Raw genomic sequence first — 20,727 nt, 5'->3', positions numbered from 1 at the left:
CGTAAGGCCCCCAATCCGGTGTTCGGTCCTCTACCGGACCTTCCGCTACGAACGCAACTCATAGTCTAAGATGACATGGAAATTTTTGGCAGCAGCGATGCGTCGTCTGGACACCCTGCTAAAGCGGGCAACACGTTCATCTTTTAAAATCTTCTTGCGGAAAGTAACCCCTCCGACTTCGGTCGGATACTGGCCTCAATACAAGCGGCTCACATGACATTTCATCATCGCTAACATCTCATCTCGGTAACGAAATATCGCTTCAAGGTCCTCCATGGAACTGTGCGCCCGTAGGATTGGTAGATCGCTACGTATGTCTGTGCAGCGATAGTCGTGACGATCATCAACGGGGCGCTGTCGAAGGACTGCGTGCACATGTCCGTCAAAATCCGCTGCATTTTTCCATTTGCAACTTCTTTTGCCTAATCCGCGATACCGTTTGAGAATGGGTTGATGAAGCCGTTCGGGCATGATTCAAGCTTGGGATGTGGACCCTAGCGAGCCGTGGCCGGATGGCTGGATTTGAGAAGGGATCAAGGCGCTGCCCACCGATTTGACGGACGAAGAATGGCTGTTCATTCAGCCCTTTCTGGTAAGCGCGCATTTCGTAGCACGCTGCTTCCGGAGGCAGTGCGGCCATCACAGTTGACGCTGGACGAGACAGGCCACCGCAGCGACGACGGCGAGTCAGGCTTGTCTTTCAAAGTTGAATGGCAGCAGGTCGTCGATATCGGCGTCGTGAGGGCGCTGGGGAAGTTCAGTGAGGACATGGCGTAGCCACGCGAGAGGCTCGACGCCGCAGGCGCGGCAAGTCAGCATCAGGCTGTAGGTGACGGCGCTCGCCCGTGCGCCGTCCATGGTGTCGCAGAAAAGCCAAGATTTCTTCCAGTTGCAAAAACCCTGATGTCGCGTTCGAGAAGATTGTTATCGATCGGCATCCTGCCGTCTTCGACGTAGCACGTCAGGTATTCCCACTGGTTGAGGGTATAGGATACCGCATCACCAAGCTTAGTGTCGGGCACAACCTTTGGTGCGATGCCATCGAGCCACGCCTTGAGTGCATCCAGGACCGGGACGCTATGTTTTTGGCGGAAGCGACGCATGTAGCTGGCCTGCGTTTCCCCCTCATCGGGTATTTCGTCCCGCGCCTGCCTTTCGATCCGGTAGAGCTGGTCGAAGAACTTGAGCGCCTGTGCGGGCGGCCCGCCTTGTTTCTTCCTCGCCTTGAGGGCGTCGGCAAAGCGCCGTCTGGCGTGGGCCATGCAGTCCAGATGCGTGGCACCTTTCAATGTGCGCCAGGCCGTATAGCCGTCACTCATCAGCATGCCGCGATAGTCGCCGAGGAAGGCCTGCGGATGTTCCTGCCCGCAACCGGGTCGATAATCGAACAGCACGATCGGCTGTTCGCTGTCCTCGCTGCTGCGGTAGGCCCACATATACGAGGTGCTGGTAGGGGCCTTGCCCTCTTCCTTCAGCACCTGAACCGTAGTCTCGTCGCCATGAATGACGTCCTGGGACCGAAGCCGCAGCTTCAGGGCGTCATAGATGCAATGCAGGTGCCTCTCGCTCGAGGCGATCACCCAACGGCCCAGAGCACCACGGCTGACAGGTACCCCTGCGCGCTCGAAGGTTTGCGCCAGGCGATAAAGCGGTGTGCCATCGACGTATTTATGAACAAGGGCAAAGGCCAGCGTCGAGGCCATGGCAATGCTGCCCGGCAAGGGCTGTGCGGGCATCGGCGCAATGACGATCGGCGTGGCGATCCCGGTGCGGTCGCAATTGCGGCATGCATATTTGGCGCGGGCATTCTGAAGAACAGTGGCCTTCACCTCGATGTGAAGCTGCTCGGTTACCACTTCCCCCATGCGATGCAACCGTTCGCTGCAGCACGGGCAGACCTGCTGGTCGTCGTCGAGGTCATATTCGACGCGCTGGCGCGGCAGGTCGGCAGGAAGGGGCTTGCGCCCGCGCTTCTTCCCTTCTGGCTTTCTCGCCTCCGGCAATCCCGTGTCGGGAAGATCGGCGGTGACCGGCTCATCAACGTCATTGTGTCCATCGTCGGTATCGTCCTCAAGGGAGGCCTGCTCGGCTTCATTGAAGACACGATCCAAGTGCTTTTCGCTGCGCGGCGCAAAGCGGTGCAACCGCGCCAGCGCCAGTTCCTCCTCAAGCTTCAGGATGCGCCGGGCAAGGGCGTCTCTCTCGGCCGCCAATGTCTCGACCTCGGCGGCCTTCGCCGCCAGAAGCGCCATCAATTCCGCAATAGTGGGGGCGCCGCCTCGATCCATCGCAGTCTTGAATCGAAAGCCCGTTCCTGCGTCAACAGCCTTCAGCCGACAAACTGATATTGCCGCACCGGATGAGGGACCAGCGCGTCAATATCGATCCCGTCGAGCAGCCAGCGCAATTGCTCAGCGGTGAGCGCCACCACCGTTTCCGCCCGCCGGGGTCATCGGAACTTGTCCTCTGTTAGTGCCTTGAGCACCAACACAAAGCCCGACCGGTCAAAGAACAACAGCTTCATCCGGGTCCGGCGCCTGTTGCAAAAGGCAAACGCCGCGCGCTCAAACGGATTGAGGCCCATCGACTGCTCGACCAGGATCGCAAGGCTGTTGATCCCACAACGAAAATCGATCGGATCCCGGTGGAGATAGACGCGCAGATCATCAGCAAGCCGGAACATTGCAATGCCCCAGCGCATCGATCATCACCGCCAGTAACTGCGCGTCACACCCCTCCAGCGTCAGCGATACGCCATTTGGCATCGACGCCTGCAGCCGCGCTGAGGGTACCAATCCCGCAGGCCGGCTCGCGATCCCGCCAGTGTGTCGCACCGCGGGTGCCGGAGACGTCTCCACCCGGACAAACGCCGACGGATCCGGCAACTGCCCCGTACTCCGCTGCCCGTTCGTACTCTGCCGCTGCTGAAACTTGCTGACCCATTTGCGAAGCTGGTTGGCGTTGACACCATGCTCCAGCGCAAGTCTCGCCACCGATATGCCAGGCTCCAGGCACGCCTGGACCAACCTTGCCTTCCCCGCACGACCATAATAGCGCCGGCCGTTACTCGTCACCCTTACAACCACGAGCCCATACGGGCCTATCGGTGCCATCTCCATGTGTCCACCTCTTCCTTGGTGGACACATCCTTCACACCACCTCACTCAACCGACCAGGTGCGCGGAATTTCGCGCTTACCCTTTCTGCCACTTGTGACTAATCGCGGACGCAAGCCGGCGACGGACTTGCGTGATGTGCTCGATGCGCTTCGCTATCTGGCACGAACAGGTTGGGGATGGCGTATGTTGCAAAACGACTTCCCGCTTTGGCAAACGGTGCATTGGTGTTTTCGCGCGCTTCGTGCGCCGGCTCTTCTTCCGTACGATCCACGACGTCACTTTGATGCTTGACCGCGAACGTGAAGGCGCAAACAAAGCCCGACGGCCGCCATCGTGAATAGCTAATCCATCACGGCACCGGTGGCGGAAAAGCGGGGTTTTGATGCCATCTTACTCCGGTAGCAGGGCCTTACAACCGCTGTTTCCATCCCCTTTCACGCAAATCTGCGACGTACCAAAAAAGGCGAGGGGGAAGTTTTCTGGTTAAGGTTAGGATTGACAGCGATCGATAAAATCAGAAAGGACCGGGCGTCACCGAAATTAGACACGGTTATCTGCTTAAAACGCCAGACGCAGCCCCACGCGTACGCTGGCGCGTCTGTCAGACTCACCGGCTTCGCCGCTTACCGCGCCGAACAGCGTGAGGCTTGAGGTTACGACAACATCCGCGCCCATCGTCGCCGTGGCGAGGACGGGAGCACGTGAGACGCCGGTCGCCGCAAGGCTGAAGTCCCCGCCACCGAGAGCGGCGAGCGCGAACGGAGCGCGGCCTTCCGCCTGATAGCGCATCCCGACCGTAAAGTAGGGACGCGCGGCCGCGCCTTCCTCCATGGCGCCCTTGAAGGTAAGGCCACCGTCGACGAAGACCGCGTAGTCGTTTTCGCGCTGAACTTCGAGGACGTAGGGGCTGTTGCCGCTTTCCGCCACTTGGCCGCGAGTCGTGCGGATTGCAGTCACGCCGACAGTCGGCTGCACTGTCCAGCCACGGCTGAGCGGCATCGCATAGGTAAGGCTGAGGTCGCCAGTCCAGCCTGTCAGGTCATAGGAGCCTTTGGCCGAAGCGCCGAGCAGGTTACGCTGGGTATCGGCCTTGCCGCCATCGTAAGCCACTGTCGCCTTGATGCCGAGCTTGCCGTTGCTCCAGCGGCCATGGACGCCGGCAACCACGCCGTCGACCTCGGTGCGGGTGCCGAGCGAGGACAGTGCCTGCCGGCTGTTGATATAGCCCACAAAGCCGCCGATCGACCAGTCGCTGCTGCCCCAGCCAATCCCGCCGAGGAAGCCGTAGCCGTTGATCCGTGCGCGTGCCGGGCCTTGCGAGCCGCCTTCAAGCGTACGCGTATTGCCGAGCATGCTTCCGAAAGTGAACGCTCCGGGCGTGTCGCGGCGCGGAGCAAAGGCATCGCTGCGGCCGACATCTGCCAGTTCCAGCCCTTGCTCCACGGCGATCTGCTTGGCGGAGGCATAGGCCTCCGGCGTCAGCTGCGCGAAGACGGTCTGGTTGGCGGTGTTGGAGCTGGCGGCCAGTCCCGGAACCGCTGTCATGAATGCGGCCGACGCCGTGCCGCTGGTCATCAGGCCGTTCAAGTAATCGATCGCGCCCTGAACCTGCGGCGTGAAGGCCGTATCGTTCTTGAACTCGCCGAGCAGCGAAACCGTGCCGCCGTCCTGGACGAGAACGCCGAAGAGCGAGCCGGAGCGGATGATGTTGGTGAAGCTGCCGGTGATGCTCTGGGCGTCGATCAGTTCGAGCGACTGGCCGGGGTTCACAATGCCGCTGGCGTCGATTTGCAGTGTGGCGCCCAAGGCGATCGTAAGATTGCCGTTGACGATCAGCTTGTCCGAAACCGTGGGGGTGATCTCGAAGATCGAGACCGAAGTACCCGCCAGCGTGACATTGCCGTTGACCGTCATCGTGCCGGGCGAGGCGCCGGGGCTGAGCGTGCCGGCGACGGCGATATCGCCGTTGACGGTGCCTGCGGAACCGAAGGCTGCCTCCTGTCCCACGGTGATCGTCGGGGCCGTGATCGTCGAACCCACCAGCCCGATCATGCGGCCACCGGTAAGCGCCATGCTGTCGAACGAGGCGCTGCCGTTGACGGTTGCGAGGCCCGCGCTCATACGCAGGGCTTCGACGTCGGAAATCGCTGTGAACGCAGCCCGGCCGCCGGTGATCTCGATGCTGTCACTACCCTCACCGCCATAGACCGCACCTGCGAAAGTGCCGCCCGAAAGGCGCAACAGGTCGTCCCCGGCGCCAAGGTCGATAGCGCCCATCTTGCCGCCGTTGTCGACCAGATCGTCACCGCCGCCCAGCATCACGCCGCCCACGATCGTGCCCGTGTTGCGGAGCACGGCGGGGAAGGCATCGGTGGTCAGGATGGCCAGCGCACCCTCGCCGCTCGCCTCGATGCGGCCGTGATTTTCGAGGTTGAACGTGGTGCCGAGCGACTGGATCGCAATGGCGTCCTTGCCCGAAGCCGAGATCGTCCCGCTTTGCGCGTTGATGAGCGTGCCGGTTACCGTGCCCAGCGGCGGAGGGGGGAAAATGCCGTAGTTAGGAACAGCCAGACCAAGGCCGACCGCGACCGCGCCGTCTCCATCCGCACGGATCGTGCCGCTGTTTTCAAGCGACAAGGCGGCGGGCACGCTGACATCGACAGATCCCGCCAGCATTTGCAGGGCCGCGCCGGCACCTTCATTGGCAATCATGCCGCTGTTGGCCACACTGACGGTGCCCGCGGTGCCTTCTTGCGATGCGACCGCAAAGGCCTGGAAGCCGCCTGCAATCGTGCCGCTATTGGCGATGGTGATGGCGTATCCGGCCAGCGACGAGAAGGCGCCTTCGGTTTGGCCGGGCGTTACGATACCGCTGTTTTCGAAGGCAATATCGCCCCAGTTCCAGACCGTGATCGGGGAATAGGCCAGCTCTGCCGAGGCGATCGTGCCGGTGTTGACCAGACGGGCCACGAAACCGCTCACGCCGCCCGCCACGGACCCGTCATTGACGAGCGTGCCGAGTGTCTGGCCCAGGATATAGGCCTGTCCGGTATAAGCATTGCTGCCCATGATCAGCGCGCCGGAGAGGTTCATCGCGTTGACGACGGTGCCGTCGCCCGCGGCGTGGAGATCGGTGAACGCGGCATCGAGACCAGTGACGGTGGCGACCGTATCGGCGCCCAACGCTGCGACCATTGCGTCTTCAAAGCCGGTTCCGGGCGCAGCGCCGACCGCAACCGTGCCGCTGCTGGTGAGGGCGATGCCGTAAGTGTCGCGGCCAGCGCCCGCGTCGATCGTGCCGCTTACACCGGTTTCGGTGCCGCTCTGGAGGTACAGGTCGTTGCCGCTACCCAGCGTCAGGTCGCCGATCAGCGTCCCGCCGTTGGCGTAATAGGCGCTGCCGTAGCCGCCCCAGTAGCCGAGGTCGACATTGCCCAGGATGAGGCCCGCATTGCTCACCGATCCGTCGCTCATGGAGATCGCCGTCCCGGCGCCGCCCGATATCGTGCCGCCAGCCAGATTGGTGACTTTCATGACGGACGAGATCGCGGTGTCTGCGGTGCTGGCGATTGTACCGGAATTGACGACCACGCCTCCGTAATCGCCCCGGATCGCACTGTTGGCGGTCTGGATAGTGCCGCTGTTGGTCACGTTGGAGACATTGTAAAGGCCGTAGGAAGCGCTTGGGCCGGTCTGTTCGATCGTGCCCGTGTTCGCCACGGTGTTGACGTTGTAGCTGCCGTAGCTGCCATCCAGCGTGATGCGTCCGTTGTTGACCAGCGTGCTGCCGTAAGTGACGGCGGCATTGTACGAAGTTCCGCCGTTGGTAGCCGTGAACGTGGCGTTGATCGTGCCATCGTTCTGCAGCGTGTTGTTCGTGCCGAGGCTGACGACACCGAAGCCGCCGCCCCAGTAATCATTGATCGTTCCCGAAATCATGCCGTGGTTCACGACCGTCAGTGCGTTGGGATTATTGAGCGACGAATTATCGGGCCTCGCCGCCCAAATTACGCTCAGGGCGGTCTGGTTGGTGGTCTGGATGTCAGTCGTCAGGTCTACCGTGCCGGTGCCGGCAAGGATCAGCGGCAGAGTCTGCGGCGCTTCTGCGGTCAGCGTCAGCTTCGCGCCGTCGACCAGTTCGTAGCCGGCCGTGGCGAAGGGGCCCACGGCGCCGATCACCGCGCTCGCCTCTCCCGAGACACGGTAGCGAAGCAGGCCGCCCGCGGTGGTCACCGTGCCGTTGATCCCTGCGAACTGGCCCGTGCCGGTGTTGACCAAGTCGGTCACCAGCGTATCGCCCGTGCCCAGCGTCAGGGTGCCGTTGAGGACACCGCCGGTAAGCGCGACGTAGGTGTTGTTATTGCTGTAATAGCTGCTGTCACGCGGGGAAACGAACGTTACGTCGCCGTTGATCGTGCCCGCATTGAAGACTGCGGCATTGTACGTGCTGGTCGATCCGTAGGGGTCCTTGCCGGTGATCGCCCAAGCGCCGCCTTCGATCACGCCGCCTGCCAGGTTGTTGAGCACGCCGTAGCCGTCGAGACCCACAGCTGTACCGGTGGCGCTGGTGGAGATCGTGCCGCTGTTGTTCAGGACATAGCCGATAACGGCGCCGTAAGTCGCGCCTTCGATCGTGCCGCTGTTCGTGGCGGTATAGTATGAGTTGCCGTTCAGATCGACGCCGATGCCGCCGGTCGAGCGGATCGTGCCGCTGTTGCTCAGCCCTTCGCCGAACATATACAGCGCGGTGTCGGCGGCGGTGATCGTGCCGGAATTGGCAACTTCGCCGTCCGTGTTCACGCCGAAGCCGCTGGATGTGATCGTGCCGCTGTTGGTTAGCGTGTTTTGGGAGCCCATGACCATAGCGTAGAGGTAGCGGTTCGCCCCCATGTCCGCATCGATTGAGCGGGTATTTGTAAGGCTAGGCGAACCAGATGCGGGATAAGGCACGACGAAGGCTTGCCCTTGCGTCTTGATCGCCGTTTCGTTCACAATCGTGCCGTTGCCATCCATCTCGATCGTGCCGGGAGCGACGAAGCCATCGGCCAGCGTTAGCGTGGCGGCCTCCCCGGGAGTGAGCCGAAGACGCTGGAACCCGGTTGGTAGCGTGATCGCAGTGGAGACGGTCAGGTTCGCGTCGGTCGCTAAAACGAGGGAATTGGTGCCTAGGCCGGCGTCGAGCGTGCCTGTGATCCCGGTCACCAGCGTTTCCGTGCCGTCGTAGCGGCCGTAGACAAGATCGTTGCCGCTGCCCAGCGAGACGTTGCCCGCGATCGTGCCCTGCGTGGAATCGATCACGCTGTAGGTATAAGAACCGTAGAGCGGCTGGGTCACGATATCGCCGATGATCATGCCGCTGTTGGTCAGCGTCAGCGATCCTACGGAAATCGCCGTGCTGCCTGCGGTGGAAATGGTCCCCCCGGCGAGGTTAACGACCTGCAGCGCACCCGTACTCTGAATGGCGGCCCCGGTGCCGGCGTTGACGATGTTTCCACTGTTGGTCAGCGGATTAAACGACGTGGACAGGTTGGCGATCGTCGCTGCCCTGGAGGCGGAGCTGATCGTGCCGCTGTTGGTCCACCCCGTGAAATAGGGATTGTTGTTATAGGTGGTCGTTTGGTCGATGGCGCTGAGCGCTCCGCCATCGATCATCCCGGCATTGTTCAGAGTGCCGATCATGCCGACGATCGCGCCGATCGTGCCGCCCTGCTGGTTCTCGATGACATTGAAAGCGCCGCGTGCCGGATTGGTCGCCTCCAGGGCAACGCCGCTCGTTCCCGAGATCGTGCCGGCATTGGTGATGCTGACGAGAGCGGGCGCATAGCTGTTCGTCGCCGAAGAGCCGGCGGTAATGCCGGTGGCGCCGGTCACCGTGGCGCCTGCCTTCACCGTCACCTGAGCCTCGGTACCATAGAAGTCGTAGCTGTTCGCCGGCACCGATCCGGACAGGACAGAAATCCCGCTCTGGGTGCCGCCATCCACGCTGCCGCTCACGGTGATCGTGGCGGTTCGGGCAAAGTAGCTATCGGGAACCGGGGCGATCTCTACGGTAATCGCCGCAGCGCCCGAGCCGGAAACGCTAGCCAAGGGAGCAACCTGCACCAAACTGCCGTTTGTGGTGACGCGCAGGCCGTCGGTATCCGCACCGGTGCAGTTGGTGATGCCACCTGCTGCCGTCGGGTCGGGGCTGCACTTTGCCCAGGCCGGAGTAGCCAATGCCGCCGCAACGGCTGCGATGCTCGAACCGAGCACAAAGGACCATCGACGCACCCGCGCCGTCTGTCGGTCGATCATTGAAACAATACCCCCGTATGTAGCAGCTGATAAACCGCCGAATTTCCGCCATGCGCAAGGACAAGGGGCGTTGTCCAGAAGTCAGGAGGGGATGAAAGAATTTTTATAGGGTTTGATGCTGCGTAGGGCGGCTCGTCGGCGTATCAACGCAGCCCCCCGTCTTTCATCGTTGCGAGAAAACCGCGTTGCCCCACGCGGCTTCGATTTTTCTCCCCAGAATCGAACCAAGTAATTCTTTCTTGACAAGGGTATGCTGAATGGACCGAAATAAAAATTTAAAGGACCATATATAATAAAAACAACTACTTGTCCGGTGGTTTATACTCACGCTACCGCTACATTTTCAAAAAATTCTCAGATCACAGCGGTATCGGTTCACACCGCTGCTGTGAATGGCGAGGGCACGCTGTCGGGGCCTTTGCCAATCTGCCAAAGCGCTTGTGACCCTGTCCCGGATAATGCCTCCAGCGGGAATGAGAGGAATCTGGCAAAAATCGAAGCGGATTTGAGCTGGAGATTTTGCATGAAGAAGTCGAAGTTCACAGGCGAGCAGATTGCGTTTGCGCTGCGTCAGGCGGAGGTTGGCACGCCAGTCGCCGAGGTGTGCCGGAAGATGGGCGTCTCGGAGGCGACGTATTAGCGATGGAAGCAGCTATACGGCGGCCTGGGGCCTTCGGAGCTGCGCAAGATGCGGCAGCTTGAAGAAGAGAACCAGAAGCTGAAGCGGCTCGTGGCCGATCTTTCGCTGGACAAGGCCATGCTCCAGGAGGTTCTGGCAAAAAAATGTAGCGCCTGGTCGACTGCGCGAGATCGTCCATTGGGTGCAGGATCGTTATCGGGTGAGCGAGCAGCGTAGCTGCGCGGTTCTCCGGTTCGATCGCAAGACGCACCGCTACCGGTCGATCCGAAGCGACCAAGCGCCGCTCAGGAACAGGATCAAGGAGATCGCCGCGACCCGATGCGCTATGGCTATCGCCGCATCCCCGTCCTGCTTCGGCGCGAAGGTTGGGCGGTGAAAGTGAAGCGGGTACACCGCCTCTATCGCCTGGAAGGCCTTAATTTACGGGCCGAAAGGCCCCGCCGGCTTCATGGCCGCGCGGCGAGTGGAACGGCCGCTGCCCTCGCACAGGAACGAGATCTGGGCGATGGACTTCGTGTCCGATGCCCTGTTCGATGGTAAGCGCTTCCGCGCCCTGACCGTCGTTGATGCCTACACCCGCGAGTGCTTGGCAATCCATGTCGATCAGGGGATCAAGGGTGAGCAGGTCGTCGCTGTGATGGATCGCCTGCTGTTCGAGCGCGGCGGCGCGCCTGAGAAGATCAGGGTGGACAACGGCCCGGAATTTATCTCTCGGGCGCTCGATCATTGGGCCTATATCAGCCGCGTCACGCTGGACTTCAGAAGGCATGGAAAGCCGACGGACAATGCCTTCGTTGAAAGCTTCAACGGGCGGCTTCGCGACGAATGTCTGAACACGCGCTGGTTCTTGTCTTTGGACGACGCCAGGAGCAAGATCGAGGCGTGGCGGACGGACTTCAATGAGACCCGACCTCACACATCCCTGGGGTTCATGACACCGGCCGAATTTGCTTCATCGGCCGGGGTTCACCCCGGCCGATGAAAAGCCGGATCTCTCGTTCTGGCCGGTGGCAGAACTGGGACAGGGTCACTTGCCGTACCGGCTTCAGCATTTGGAGCAGCTCAAAGCGAATCGCTCGAGTTAGCTCATGGGAGCCTCACACCTGCTGCGCTCGCCTCGCAAATTCCCGCCCGTCAGGAGCGCTTTATCAGTCTCCGGGCTTCGCTTAACAGGGTGAGAAGGGTTGCGCGGCCGCGGGGGGTGGCGGCGACGAGGGACCAGAAGAGGAGGTATCCCGCCGCCAGGAGTATGAAGACGTTTACCCAGCCCACGGTGAGGTATTGGGTCCAGATCCACACCATCAGCGAGGTTATCGCTATGGAAAAGGCGTAAGGGGAGAGGGCTCGCAGCAGGGTGCCGAAGCTGACCGGCCCCTTCCGGGTTGCGGCGTACCAGATCAGCGGGCCCTGGACGCAGCCCGTGGCGATGTAGGCGTTCGCCACGCCCTGTATCCCCCACGGCAATCCCACGATGAATGAACCGACGAAGGCCAGCGAGCTGAAGAGCCCGAAGTTCCTCATCTCGCGCGTGCGGTTCTGCGTGGTGAACAGCCAGCCCGTGCTGTTGCTGACGGGCGCGAAGAGCGCTCCTATCGCCAGGACCTGGAAGATGGGCGCTACCGCGTGCCATTTCGACCCGAGCACGGTGTAGATGACCAGCTTGCTCCCCACGCCGGTAACGGCGATGCTGGGATAGGTGAGGAGTATGATCGTCTCCAGGAGCATCAGGTACGACTTGGAGTATTTCTCGCGGTCGTCGTTCAATCGGGAGAGCAGGGGGGTCGCCACTTTGGCGATCGGGCCGGTGATCTGGCTGAGCGGCAGCAGCAGCAGCTTGTAGGCGCGGTCGTATATGCCGAGCTGAACCTCGCCGAGGTGCCGGCCGATGAGAATGTTGTCGAGGTTGCGGGCGAAATAGTTGAAGATGTTGAACGAGGTGACGTTGCCTCCAAAGCCCAGGATCTCTCGCGCTTCCGGCGCTTTTCCCGGCCTGGAAGGGACCCAGCGGGCCAGCGACCAGGCCAGCACGAGCGCGGTGGTCGTCAGCGTGGCCTGGCTGATCACGAGCGACCAGTAGGAAAACCCCAGCAAGGCCGCCGAAATGCCCGCTATCGAACTGAGGACGTAAGAGCCGAGATCGACGGCCACCAGTGAACCGAATGCCAGTCGCCGGTTGAGGATGGCGACATGCTGGTTGTAGAAGCCGGTGAGCATCAGGATCGCGCCAAGCGCGACCAGCACGGGCGCAACGCGGGCGTCGTGGTAGAAGATCGATGCAAGCGGCGCGCCCAGCATCACGATTATGCCGGACGTGACGCTTACCAGCGCGCTCGTCCAGAAGATGAGGCTGAGCTGTGCCTGCGTGATCTGCGGCCGCTGAACGGTGGCCTGGCTCAAGCCCAGGTCGGCGAACAGCGCCACGAATGCCAACAAGGGCGCCGCCATTGCCAGAATGCCGAACTCGGTCGGGCCCAGCAGGCGGGCCATGACGATCGACACGACGAATTGCAGCCCGAAGCGCACCGCCTGGGCGCTCATGTTGATGGCGATGCCCTGCGCCGACTTGCGGCGCATCGAGGAGTGGTCGCCCGGCGTCAAACCGGAGTCCAGGGCTGAGGGATTACCGGCCAACGTATTTCACAATCTTGGTTTTCAGCCAGTGCTGTCCTGCGGAACTCTTGAGCGATTTCGCCAGGACTCCCAGCTTCGATGAGAGATTCGGTGCATCCCCGTAGAGCACGTTCAGTTCATGCGTCCTGAGCGCGTCCGCGCGGCGGGTGAGTGCGCCTGCGACCGCCGGATTGCTGGCAAAGGGGGCGCGGCGGGAGAGTTTTTCCGTCTCCGAGATCATCCGGCTGTAGTCCACCCGCGTGCGGCTGAGGCCGGAGTCCCGCGTGGTATAGATATAGCTCAGCACCTCGCGGGCGAGCACGTATTTTGCGCCTTTCGACAGCGCATCGATGATGAAATGAAAGTCTTCTCCATGCCGGATGTCGGTCCGGTAGCGAAGGCCGTTGTCATTCAGGAAGGCGATCCGGAACAGAGGTTTCAACAAGCCGTAGTCAGGCTCCCTGTTGGCCGGCCGGGCCGCTTCCACGAAATCGCCGAGGCTGAGGGTCGTTATCGGGGCGTTTTCCTGGAAGACGGGCCCCGAGATCTCCTGACGCTGATGCGAGAAAAAGCGGATGGATCCGGCGACGATGTCGGCATCGCGATCTTCGGCAATCTGCACGAGACGGCTCAGGGCGCCGGCTTCCAGCGCGTCGTCCGCGTCGAGAACGGCGCCCCATTCACCGGCGGCATGGTCGAAAGCGAGATTTCGGGCGCCGGATGGGCCGAGGTTTTCCTTGCTGTCGATGACGCGCAATCGCGGGTCCTTGCGCGCGATCGCCTGCAGGACGTCCAGTGTCGCATCGGTCGAGCAGTCGTTCACCGCCACGATTTCCACCGAGAGCCCCTGCTGATCGAGAGCCGAACCGATCGAGCGCTCCACGAAGTCCGCGCAATTGTAGGCCGCCAGGATCACGGACAGTTTCGGCTGCATCACCGGGTTCATCCTTCAACACCGGAAGCGGGGAATGCATCGAGGCCGGAGCAATGGCTTCGCGCCCCCAGAGATCCCGGGTGGTGATCCAGTTTGTGCTTCAACAAAGGCACCAGTCTTCTCCTGATCAAGACTTGACCGATTATCGAGACGCGCACTTCCATTCATACCAAGCGCCGCTGATCGGCGGGAGCAGCCGGCCGATGGTCCATCATCGCTGGCTGCTCTGCACTTCCCGCTGCGAGAAGATCGGAACCCATGAGAGCAGGGACGTCAGCCGCAGGGCGGCGGTGCGCAGCAGGCGGTTCACCGGATCGGTGATCGCGCGCCACCATCGCGACGACACCCTTACGACCGGATTTGGCGACGTGAGAGCGTCCGGCTGCATGACGATGTCGTAAAGCGCGGCAAGGCCGACCACGACCACGAAGAACAACCCGCTCAGCAGCAGTCTTTCCGGGATCGACTGATCGTAATCCCGCGTGACGAAGATCAGGAATGCATTGCCCGCCGAGAAAGTGAACAGGCTGCGCCGACCCAGCATCGTCGCGCGTTCAAAGCCGGGTCCGCCTTGTCTGACGGAACGGCAGAGCGCGACGATCATCGCGGTGCCGAGCGCGCCGCAGAAGAAATAGAAGGGATGGTTGGCGTTCCTGAGGACCATTCCCGCTGCGGTCTCGGCAGTCACTTTCTCCGGCCCCATGAAATAGGTTGCGAGCGCGCCGACGCCGAGTGCCCCGCAGAGGAGGAGGAAGCGCCGGGTCACGGATTTTCTCACTTCGGCGTCCGCCGACCGATCCTCGCTGAGCAGCCAGCCGATCAGCATGCCCACGGCGACGAAAAACAGGCTGTGCAGCACGGAGGGCCCGGCGACGGCATCGCCTATGCCCAGAAGCAGGTCAGCCAGTCGCGCCGGCACATAGTGGGCGAAATTGGGGGGCGGGGCGGGCAGCAGCACGAACAGGGGGTGCAGCAGCAGGATCGCGGTCGAGGCGATCAGCAGCGGCGCCAGGCCCCAGCGCAGCCGGGCCACGAGGATCAGCGGGGCGAGGAAGAAGAGAATGGCGTAGTATCGAAGGATGTCGCTCAGCGGAATTTTCCCCGCGAGCAATGCGCCGAAAAACGCGCTTTTCAGGCTCAGTCTTCCCATCCAGAGCACGGGAATCAAGGTCAGGGCGTATAGAAGCCAGCAGAGAAAGGCCCGTTCGAACAATCTGGCCGTCACCGACTGGATGCCGTCGCGATCGGCGCGATTCCTGTAGACGACCTCCAGCAGGGCGCCGAACAGAATGATGAACATGGGAGTCGCCAGTCTTACGACGAATGCAAAATGCGGCTTTTGCTCGAAGAAATCTTCCCAAACGTTCGTAGCGATGAAGGAGTGGTTGAGCATCGCCAGGGTGATCGCCACGGTCCGAGCTATATCAAGTCCCAGGATCTTGCGACCTGGCGGCATCGCAGCGTACTCCCTATCTGAGCGTCCCGGCGGCACATTATCCCGCATGGAACCACAAGGGGCATTCTAAAAAGGGTGATGGAAGGCTTCTTTTTTGCCTTCATTTAGAAGGACGAAGCCGATTTTCGTGGCTTTGGAGACGGCGCAGGCCGGGCCCCGGCGACCGGGCCGCGATTCGCGCTCCGAGGTTCGCGGAACCCGCTCCGGCGCCGGTCAGCCGCCCGTCTCGGTCAGCATGCCCTTCAGGACCACGCCTGCGTGCTGCACCGCCAGTTCGTGCAGGTCGGGCATTCGGGCGCCCGTGTTACCCAGGACTTCGCGGAACAAGGTTCCGGCCAGCATCGGGCCGATGATCGACATGGCATAGAGCAGCGGATCGCCGGCGCGCACTTCGCCGCGTTGCTGCCCCTGCTCGATAGCCCGCGTCACGAGGGTGAGCACCTTGGACACCACCTCGTCGTGCCAGACTTGCGCGAGATCCGGGAAACGCGAGCCTTCCGCGATCAGCAGGCGGACCATGGCCGGAGCCCGGCTGCCAGCCGTTGCCGCGACCTTGCGCAGGAGCGCCGGGACGAATTCGGCCAGGGGCGGCGCGAATTCGGCGGAAGGCGCCGGAAGCAGGCTCAGGTGAGTCGCGAGAATGCTGCGGGCCACGGCCCTGAACAATTCCTCCTTGTTGGCGAAGTAGACGAAGACCGTGCCTTTCGAGACCCCGGCCCGGCGCGCGACTTCTTCCACCCTGGCGGCCCCGAAGCCCTGTTCGGCGAAGACCTCCAGCGCAGCGTCGATGATCTCGCTGGGCCGGGCATCCTTGCGCCGACGCCGCCCTTGCGCCGCGGCCTTGGCGGGAAGCTGCATGGAATCCTGTTTCGGTTCGGTGGTCTTCTTCACGTCTGGTCCCTGATTCTACCGATCCCGTGCCCAGGCAGAAAACGATATAATTATTGACCTGTTGGTCAATAGGTAGGATTGAATTGCGGCATGGCATCCGCTCGAATCGCCGTTGTCGCTACAGCGCTCCTACTGGGAGGCTGTACGGTCGGTCCAGATTATCACGCTCCTGTCGTAGAGATGCCCACCGCCTATAGTTCGGCCGAGCCCGCCACGCCAACGGCGGACGACCCCGCCGTCTGGTGGCAGGCGTTCCGCGATCCCGTGCTCGACGATCTGGTGGCCCGCGCCATGGCCGGCAATCTCGATATCCAGCAGGCGGCCTCGCGGGTGAAGCAGGCCCGCGCCCAGGAACAGGCGACGCGCGCGGCCGGCGGGCCATCCGTCAATGCCAGCGCGCAAGCCGGCTACACCCGCCTCAGCAGCAATGCCCTGCCATCTGCGCTGGCCAATTTCGGCACGGGTAACACGGGGTCGGGCTCTGGTGGCCCGGGCATCGGCCTTGCGGGCGAGGACTTCGCCACGTTCCAGACCGGGTTCGACGCCTCCTGGGAACTCGATCTGTTCGGCGGCCAGCGCCGCGCGAACGAGGCGGCAGGCGCGCGGGTGGCCGCGGCGGTCTGGTCGCAGCGTGATGCGCAAGTGCTGCTCGCCAGCGAAGTGGCAAATACCTACCAGCAGCTGCGCGCCTTGCAGCGGCGCATCGCCGTGGCTGACGAAAGCATCGCCGCCGCGCGTGACCTGCTCGGTTTCATCGAGGTGCGTTCGGCCAAGGGGCTCGTCACGACGCTCGACACGCGCCGCCAGCAGCAGGACATCCAGAGCCAGATCGCCCAGCGCGATGATCTGGCGGCGCAGGCAGAGGTCCATGTCCACGCGCTGGGCACACTGCTCGGACTGGCGCCGACGGGACTGGCGCCGACAGGACTGGCCGCGCAGCTTGCGGCCGCGCCCGCCGCGCCCGCCGCGCCGCCCTATCCGGTCGCCGTGCCCGCGGGTCTCCCCTCCGATCTCCTGCAGAGACGGCCCGATATCCGCGCTTCGGAGCGGCAGCTGGCTGCGGCGACGGCCGATATCGGCGTGGCGACGGCGGACCTCTATCCCAAGTTCAGTCTCACCGGCGCGCTGCAGTTGGCGTCGCGGTCGCTGACTCACCTGCTGGAAACCGACAGCATCACGGCCAATGGCGCCGGGCGGCTTTCGCTGCCGCTGATCGGGGGCGGGGCCTCGCGCGCGACGGTCCGGCTGCGGGAAGCGCAGGCGAACGAGGCGCTGCTCGCCTATCAGTCGACCGTCCTTGGCGCCTTGCGCGATGTCGAGGATTCCCTGACCCGGCTCGCCGCCGACCGCCGCCGGGCGGAGAGCTTGCGGACTTCGCTGCAGGCGGCGCGCGATGCCTCTGAGACGATGCAAGTGCGATATCGGCACGGCCTTGTCGCCTATACCGATGTGCTGACCGCGCGGCAGACCGCGCTCTCGGTGCAGGACGGGCTGGCGCAGGCGGAAGCCGCCGCGGCGCAGGACGCCATCGCGCTCTACAAGGCATTGGGCGGCGGCTGGGACGAGCGCCGCGAACAGCAGGAAGTGGAGCGAACGCGTGGCTGAGGCACCTGGAACTTCCCCGCGCAGAGGGGGGCGATTTCCTGTCCGCCGGTTGCTTGTCGTCGCCATCGTGGTGGTGGCGGGCCTCGTGCTCTGGCTGCTGCTCAAACCGGGACGGCATGCCGGTGACGAGCAGTTCACCGGCTATGTCGTGAGCGACGACATCTACATGTCCTCTCCCGTCGGCGGCACGCTGACGCGCGTTTCGGTGCGGCGCGGCCAGCGGGTGAACGCCGGTGCCGCGCTGTTCCGGGTCGATCCGACCGTGCGCGAAGCCCAGACCGAGCAGGCGCGCGCGACCATCGCGGCCAACCGCGCCCAGGTCGAACAGCAGAGAGCCGGCCTTGGCCATGCCCGCGCCGATCTTGCCGCCGCCCAGGCCGATGCCGATCGCTATGGCACGGAAGTGCGCCGCCTGACGGCGGCGCAGCGGGAGAAGCAGGGGGCGATCGCTCAGCTCGATCTCGATCAGGCGCGCGCTTCCTATGAAGGCGCCCTGCGCAAACGCGACGCCGCACGAACCCAGCTTCAGTCCGCCTCGGCCGCGATTTCGGCAGCAGAAGCGCAAGTGCGGCAGGCTGAGGCGGGCCTTACCTCGGCAAAGCGGGAATTGAGCGACCTTTCCCCGCCGGCGCCCGCCGCGGGCCGGATCGAGGATGTGATGTTCAAACCCGGCGAGAGCGTTCCCGCCAATACACCCATCGTGTCGATCGTGCCCGACGGCGAGGTGAAAGTGCGGTTCTACGTGCCGCAGAGCAGGGTCAACGCCTACCGCCCGGGCCGCAAGGTGGCGATCGGCTGCGATGGCTGCGCAGGCGGGATGACGGCGACCGTGGAATTCGTCGCCAACCGGCCCGAGTACACGCCGCCCGTCATCTACAGTGTCGATGCCCGCGAGAAGCTGGTGTTCCTGGTGGAGGCTCTGCCTTCCAACCCGCGTGCGCTCACCCCCGGCCAACCGATGGACGTGGCGCCGGATGCCGCGGCCCTGCCGCGCCGATGACGGACACGCAGGCTGCCATCGACGTCAAGGGGCTCAACAAGAGCTTCGGAGACAAGCACGTCGTGCAGGACGTCTCGATCAGGGTGGAGGAGGGCCGGATCACCGGCTTCCTGGGGCCGAACGGTGCGGGCAAGACCACGACGCTGCGCCTGCTTTGCGGCCTGCTGACGCCCGACAGCGGCGAAGGCGAAGTGCTCGGCCTGGACTTTCGCTCGCAGACCGACGCCATCAAGCGCCAGACGGGGTACATGACCCAGCGCTTCTCGCTCTACGAAGACATGACGATCGAGGAGAACCTGAGCTTCATCGCCCGGGTCTATGAACTCGGCGACCGCAGGGACCGGGTCGGCCAGGCCCTGGAGCGCCTGGGCCTCCAGGATCGGCGTGGTCAGCTGGCGGGCGCGTTGTCCGGAGGCTGGAAGCAACGCCTCGCGCTCGCCGCCGCAACCCTGCACGAGCCCCGGCTCCTGCTGCTCGACGAGCCGACCGCCGGCGTCGATCCCAAGGCCCGGCGCGAATTCTGGGACGAGATCCACACCCTGGCCGAGGGCGGGCTGACTGTGCTGGTCTCCACGCACTACATGGACGAAGCCGAGCGCTGCCACGACATCGGCTACATCCTCTACGGGCGCCTCATCGCGCGCGGGACGGCGGCTGAGATCATTGCGGGTTCGGGCCTCGTTACCTTCAACGGCCAGGGAGCGGATATCGGCAAGGCCGCCCATGAACTGGAGCATCAGGACGGCGTGCTGAGCGCCTCGGCTTTCGGCGCCGCCGTCCATGTTTCGGGCACGGACAGGGCAGCGCTGGAGCGGGCCATCGCGCCCTGGCGCAAGCCGCCGTTCCGGTGGGACGAGGTCGAACCCTCGCTGGAGGACGTGTTCATCCAGCTGATGGGCAAGACCAGCGATGACAGGTACGCATCGTGAGCGGCCTGTCGTTCGCGCGGATCGCGGCCGTGATGGTCAAGGAGTTCACCCAGCTCCGGCGCGACCGCATCACTTACGCCATGATCCTGGTGATGCCGCTGATGCAGCTCCTGCTGTTCGGCTATGCGATCAACACCGACCCCCGGCACATGCCGGCCGCGGTGCTCTCCCATGACCATGGCCGCCTTGCCAATGCCGTGGTCGCGACGCTGGAGCGCACGACTTATGTCGATGTGAAGCATGTGCCGGGTTCCGAAGCCGAGATGGACCGGCTGATGCGGCGGGGAGAGATCACTCTCGCCCTGACGATCCCGCCCGACTTCAGCGAGCGCGTCCTGAAAGGAGACCGGGCGCAGATCCTGGCCGAAGTCGATGCCACGGACCCCACGGCTGCGGGCGGCGTTGCCGCGGCGGTCGCCACTCTTCCGTCGAATGCCTTCCGGGCCGAACTGAGAGGCCCGGCCGCAAAGCCCGTGTCCCCAGCGCCCTTCGAAGTCGTGGTGCACCGGCTGTACAATCCAGAGGGCATCACCTCTTACAACATCGTGCCGGGCCTGCTGGCGATCATCCTTTCGATGACGCTGGTGATGATGACCGCCATGGCCGTCACCCGCGAGGTGGAGCGAGGCACGATGGAGAGCCTGCTGTCCACCCCGGCCACGGCGTTCGAGGTGATGATCGGCAAGTTGCTGCCTTATATCGCGGTCGGCCTGGTCCAGACCGTGATCGTGCTGGCTCTGGCCCGGTTGCTGTTCTCGGTGCCCATGGCGCAGACTCTTGCCGGCTGGATCGCGCTGACGGTGGGGATCGTGCTGTTCATCACCGGCAATCTCGCGCTGGGATATCTGATCTCCACCGTGGTGCGCAGCCAGCTTCAGGCCATGCAGATCTCGATGTTCTACATGATGCCTTCGCTGTTCCTGTCCGGCTTCATGTTTCCCTTCGCGGGGCTGCCGGGCTGGGCACGGGTTCTGGGTGAGATCATCCCCATCACCCATTTCCTGCGCATCATCCGCGGATCGCTGCTGAAAGGGCAGGTGCTCGCGGACATGGGCACCGATCTGCTCGCCCTTGGCGGATTCCTGGTGGTGGTTGCCGTTCTGACGGTCGCCCGTTCGCGCACCACACTCGATTGATCCCCTTCGGCTTTCGCCACATCAGCCGCGAAGCCCGGTCAAAAGCCCCGATTTCCGGCATTTTCACCGGCCGCGATCAAGGCCACCAGCCAGGCTGAGGCCGGCTGATGGCG

General features: G+C 63.4%; 13 protein-coding genes and 2 pseudogenes. 7 read left to right on the top strand and 8 right to left on the bottom strand.

What is annotated here, in order from left to right:
* The first annotated feature begins 567 nt into the window (after nucleotides 1-567).
* Entirely contained in the window at nucleotides 568-777 is a 210-nt protein-coding gene (locus tag AB4Z00_RS15460) for a hypothetical protein (protein ID WP_442046524.1), read from the top strand.
* On the opposite strand, the pseudogene tnpC reads toward AB4Z00_RS15460, so the two are convergent.
* The 3 genes and pseudogenes from tnpC to tnpA form a co-directional block, all read right to left on the bottom strand.
* Nucleotides 688-2,288 (bottom strand): annotated as a pseudogene (gene tnpC / locus AB4Z00_RS15455) (IS66 family transposase). The gene AB4Z00_RS15460 and the pseudogene tnpC sit on opposite strands and share 90 nt — an antisense overlap.
* 161 nt (nucleotides 2,289-2,449) lie before the next feature.
* Nucleotides 2,450-2,701 carry an IS66 family insertion sequence element accessory protein TnpB gene (gene tnpB, locus AB4Z00_RS15450; protein ID WP_442046486.1) on the bottom strand — a complete coding sequence of 84 codons (252 nt, stop codon included), beginning with the start codon at nucleotides 2,699-2,701 and terminating at the stop codon, nucleotides 2,450-2,452.
* On the bottom strand, nucleotides 2,667-3,074 hold the full coding sequence (gene tnpA / locus AB4Z00_RS15445) for an IS66-like element accessory protein TnpA (protein WP_442046485.1): 408 nt from the start codon (nucleotides 3,072-3,074) through the stop codon (nucleotides 2,667-2,669). The genes tnpB and tnpA overlap by 35 nt, the downstream gene beginning before the upstream one ends.
* Here tnpA and AB4Z00_RS15440 point away from each other — a divergent pair.
* The gene (locus tag AB4Z00_RS15440; protein ID WP_442046484.1) at nucleotides 2,970-3,410 is read left to right on the top strand and encodes a transposase; all 441 of its coding nucleotides are present in this window, start codon (nucleotides 2,970-2,972) and stop codon (nucleotides 3,408-3,410) included. The genes tnpA and AB4Z00_RS15440 overlap by 105 nt on opposite strands.
* Nucleotides 3,411-3,677: 267 nt before the next feature.
* Here AB4Z00_RS15440 and AB4Z00_RS15435 read toward each other — a convergent pair whose 3' ends face one another.
* The gene (locus AB4Z00_RS15435) at nucleotides 3,678-9,413 is read right to left on the bottom strand and encodes a hypothetical protein (protein WP_442046483.1); all 5,736 of its coding nucleotides are present in this window, start codon (nucleotides 9,411-9,413) and stop codon (nucleotides 3,678-3,680) included.
* 523 nt (nucleotides 9,414-9,936) lie between these two features.
* On the opposite strand from AB4Z00_RS15435, the pseudogene AB4Z00_RS15430 reads away from it, so the two are divergent.
* Nucleotides 9,937-11,035 (top strand): annotated as a pseudogene (locus tag AB4Z00_RS15430) (IS3 family transposase).
* 152 nt (nucleotides 11,036-11,187) lie between these two features.
* On the opposite strand, the gene AB4Z00_RS15425 reads toward AB4Z00_RS15430, so the two are convergent.
* The 4 genes from AB4Z00_RS15425 to AB4Z00_RS15410 all read right to left on the bottom strand — a co-directional run bounded on the left by AB4Z00_RS15425 (nucleotide 11,188) and on the right by AB4Z00_RS15410 (nucleotide 15,944).
* Nucleotides 11,188-12,651 (bottom strand): lipopolysaccharide biosynthesis protein, encoded by a 1,464-nt coding sequence (locus AB4Z00_RS15425; RefSeq protein ID WP_442046482.1) that lies wholly within the window; start codon nucleotides 12,649-12,651, stop codon nucleotides 11,188-11,190.
* A gap of 22 nt (nucleotides 12,652-12,673) precedes the next feature.
* Entirely contained in the window at nucleotides 12,674-13,609 is a 936-nt protein-coding gene (locus AB4Z00_RS15420) for a glycosyltransferase family 2 protein (RefSeq protein WP_442046481.1), read from the bottom strand.
* A gap of 199 nt (nucleotides 13,610-13,808) precedes the next feature.
* Entirely contained in the window at nucleotides 13,809-15,053 is a 1,245-nt protein-coding gene (gene opgC, locus AB4Z00_RS15415; protein ID WP_442046522.1) for an OpgC domain-containing protein, read from the bottom strand.
* Between the two features lie 213 nt (nucleotides 15,054-15,266).
* Nucleotides 15,267-15,944, bottom strand: a complete 678-nt coding sequence (locus AB4Z00_RS15410; RefSeq protein WP_431567749.1) for a TetR/AcrR family transcriptional regulator — start codon at nucleotides 15,942-15,944, stop codon at nucleotides 15,267-15,269.
* A gap of 90 nt (nucleotides 15,945-16,034) precedes the next feature.
* Here AB4Z00_RS15410 and AB4Z00_RS15405 point away from each other — a divergent pair, with 90 nt between their 5' ends.
* From AB4Z00_RS15405 to AB4Z00_RS15390, 4 genes are read left to right on the top strand one after another with little or no spacing between them, the layout of a single operon-like run.
* Nucleotides 16,035-17,549: an efflux transporter outer membrane subunit gene (locus AB4Z00_RS15405; protein WP_442046480.1), complete on the top strand. Its 1,515-nt coding sequence runs from the start codon at nucleotides 16,035-16,037 to the stop codon at nucleotides 17,547-17,549.
* Nucleotides 17,542-18,549 carry an HlyD family secretion protein gene (locus tag AB4Z00_RS15400; protein WP_442046479.1) on the top strand — a complete coding sequence of 336 codons (1,008 nt, stop codon included), beginning with the start codon at nucleotides 17,542-17,544 and terminating at the stop codon, nucleotides 18,547-18,549. Before AB4Z00_RS15405 ends, AB4Z00_RS15400 begins: the two co-directional genes overlap by 8 nt.
* A complete protein-coding gene (locus tag AB4Z00_RS15395) occupies nucleotides 18,546-19,478 on the top strand; it encodes an ABC transporter ATP-binding protein (protein ID WP_442046478.1) in 933 nt (310 codons plus the stop codon). Before AB4Z00_RS15400 ends, AB4Z00_RS15395 begins: the two co-directional genes overlap by 4 nt.
* Nucleotides 19,475-20,614: an ABC transporter permease gene (locus AB4Z00_RS15390; RefSeq protein ID WP_431567753.1), complete on the top strand. Its 1,140-nt coding sequence runs from the start codon at nucleotides 19,475-19,477 to the stop codon at nucleotides 20,612-20,614. Before AB4Z00_RS15395 ends, AB4Z00_RS15390 begins: the two co-directional genes overlap by 4 nt.
* Nucleotides 20,615-20,727 lie beyond the last annotated feature (113 nt).

Source organism: Novosphingobium sp. YAF33 (assembly GCF_052113265.1).
GTDB lineage: Bacteria > Pseudomonadota > Alphaproteobacteria > Sphingomonadales > Sphingomonadaceae > Novosphingobium.
Note: the sequence above shows the minus strand (reverse complement) of the source record. Positions and strands in the feature narration are given on the sequence as shown.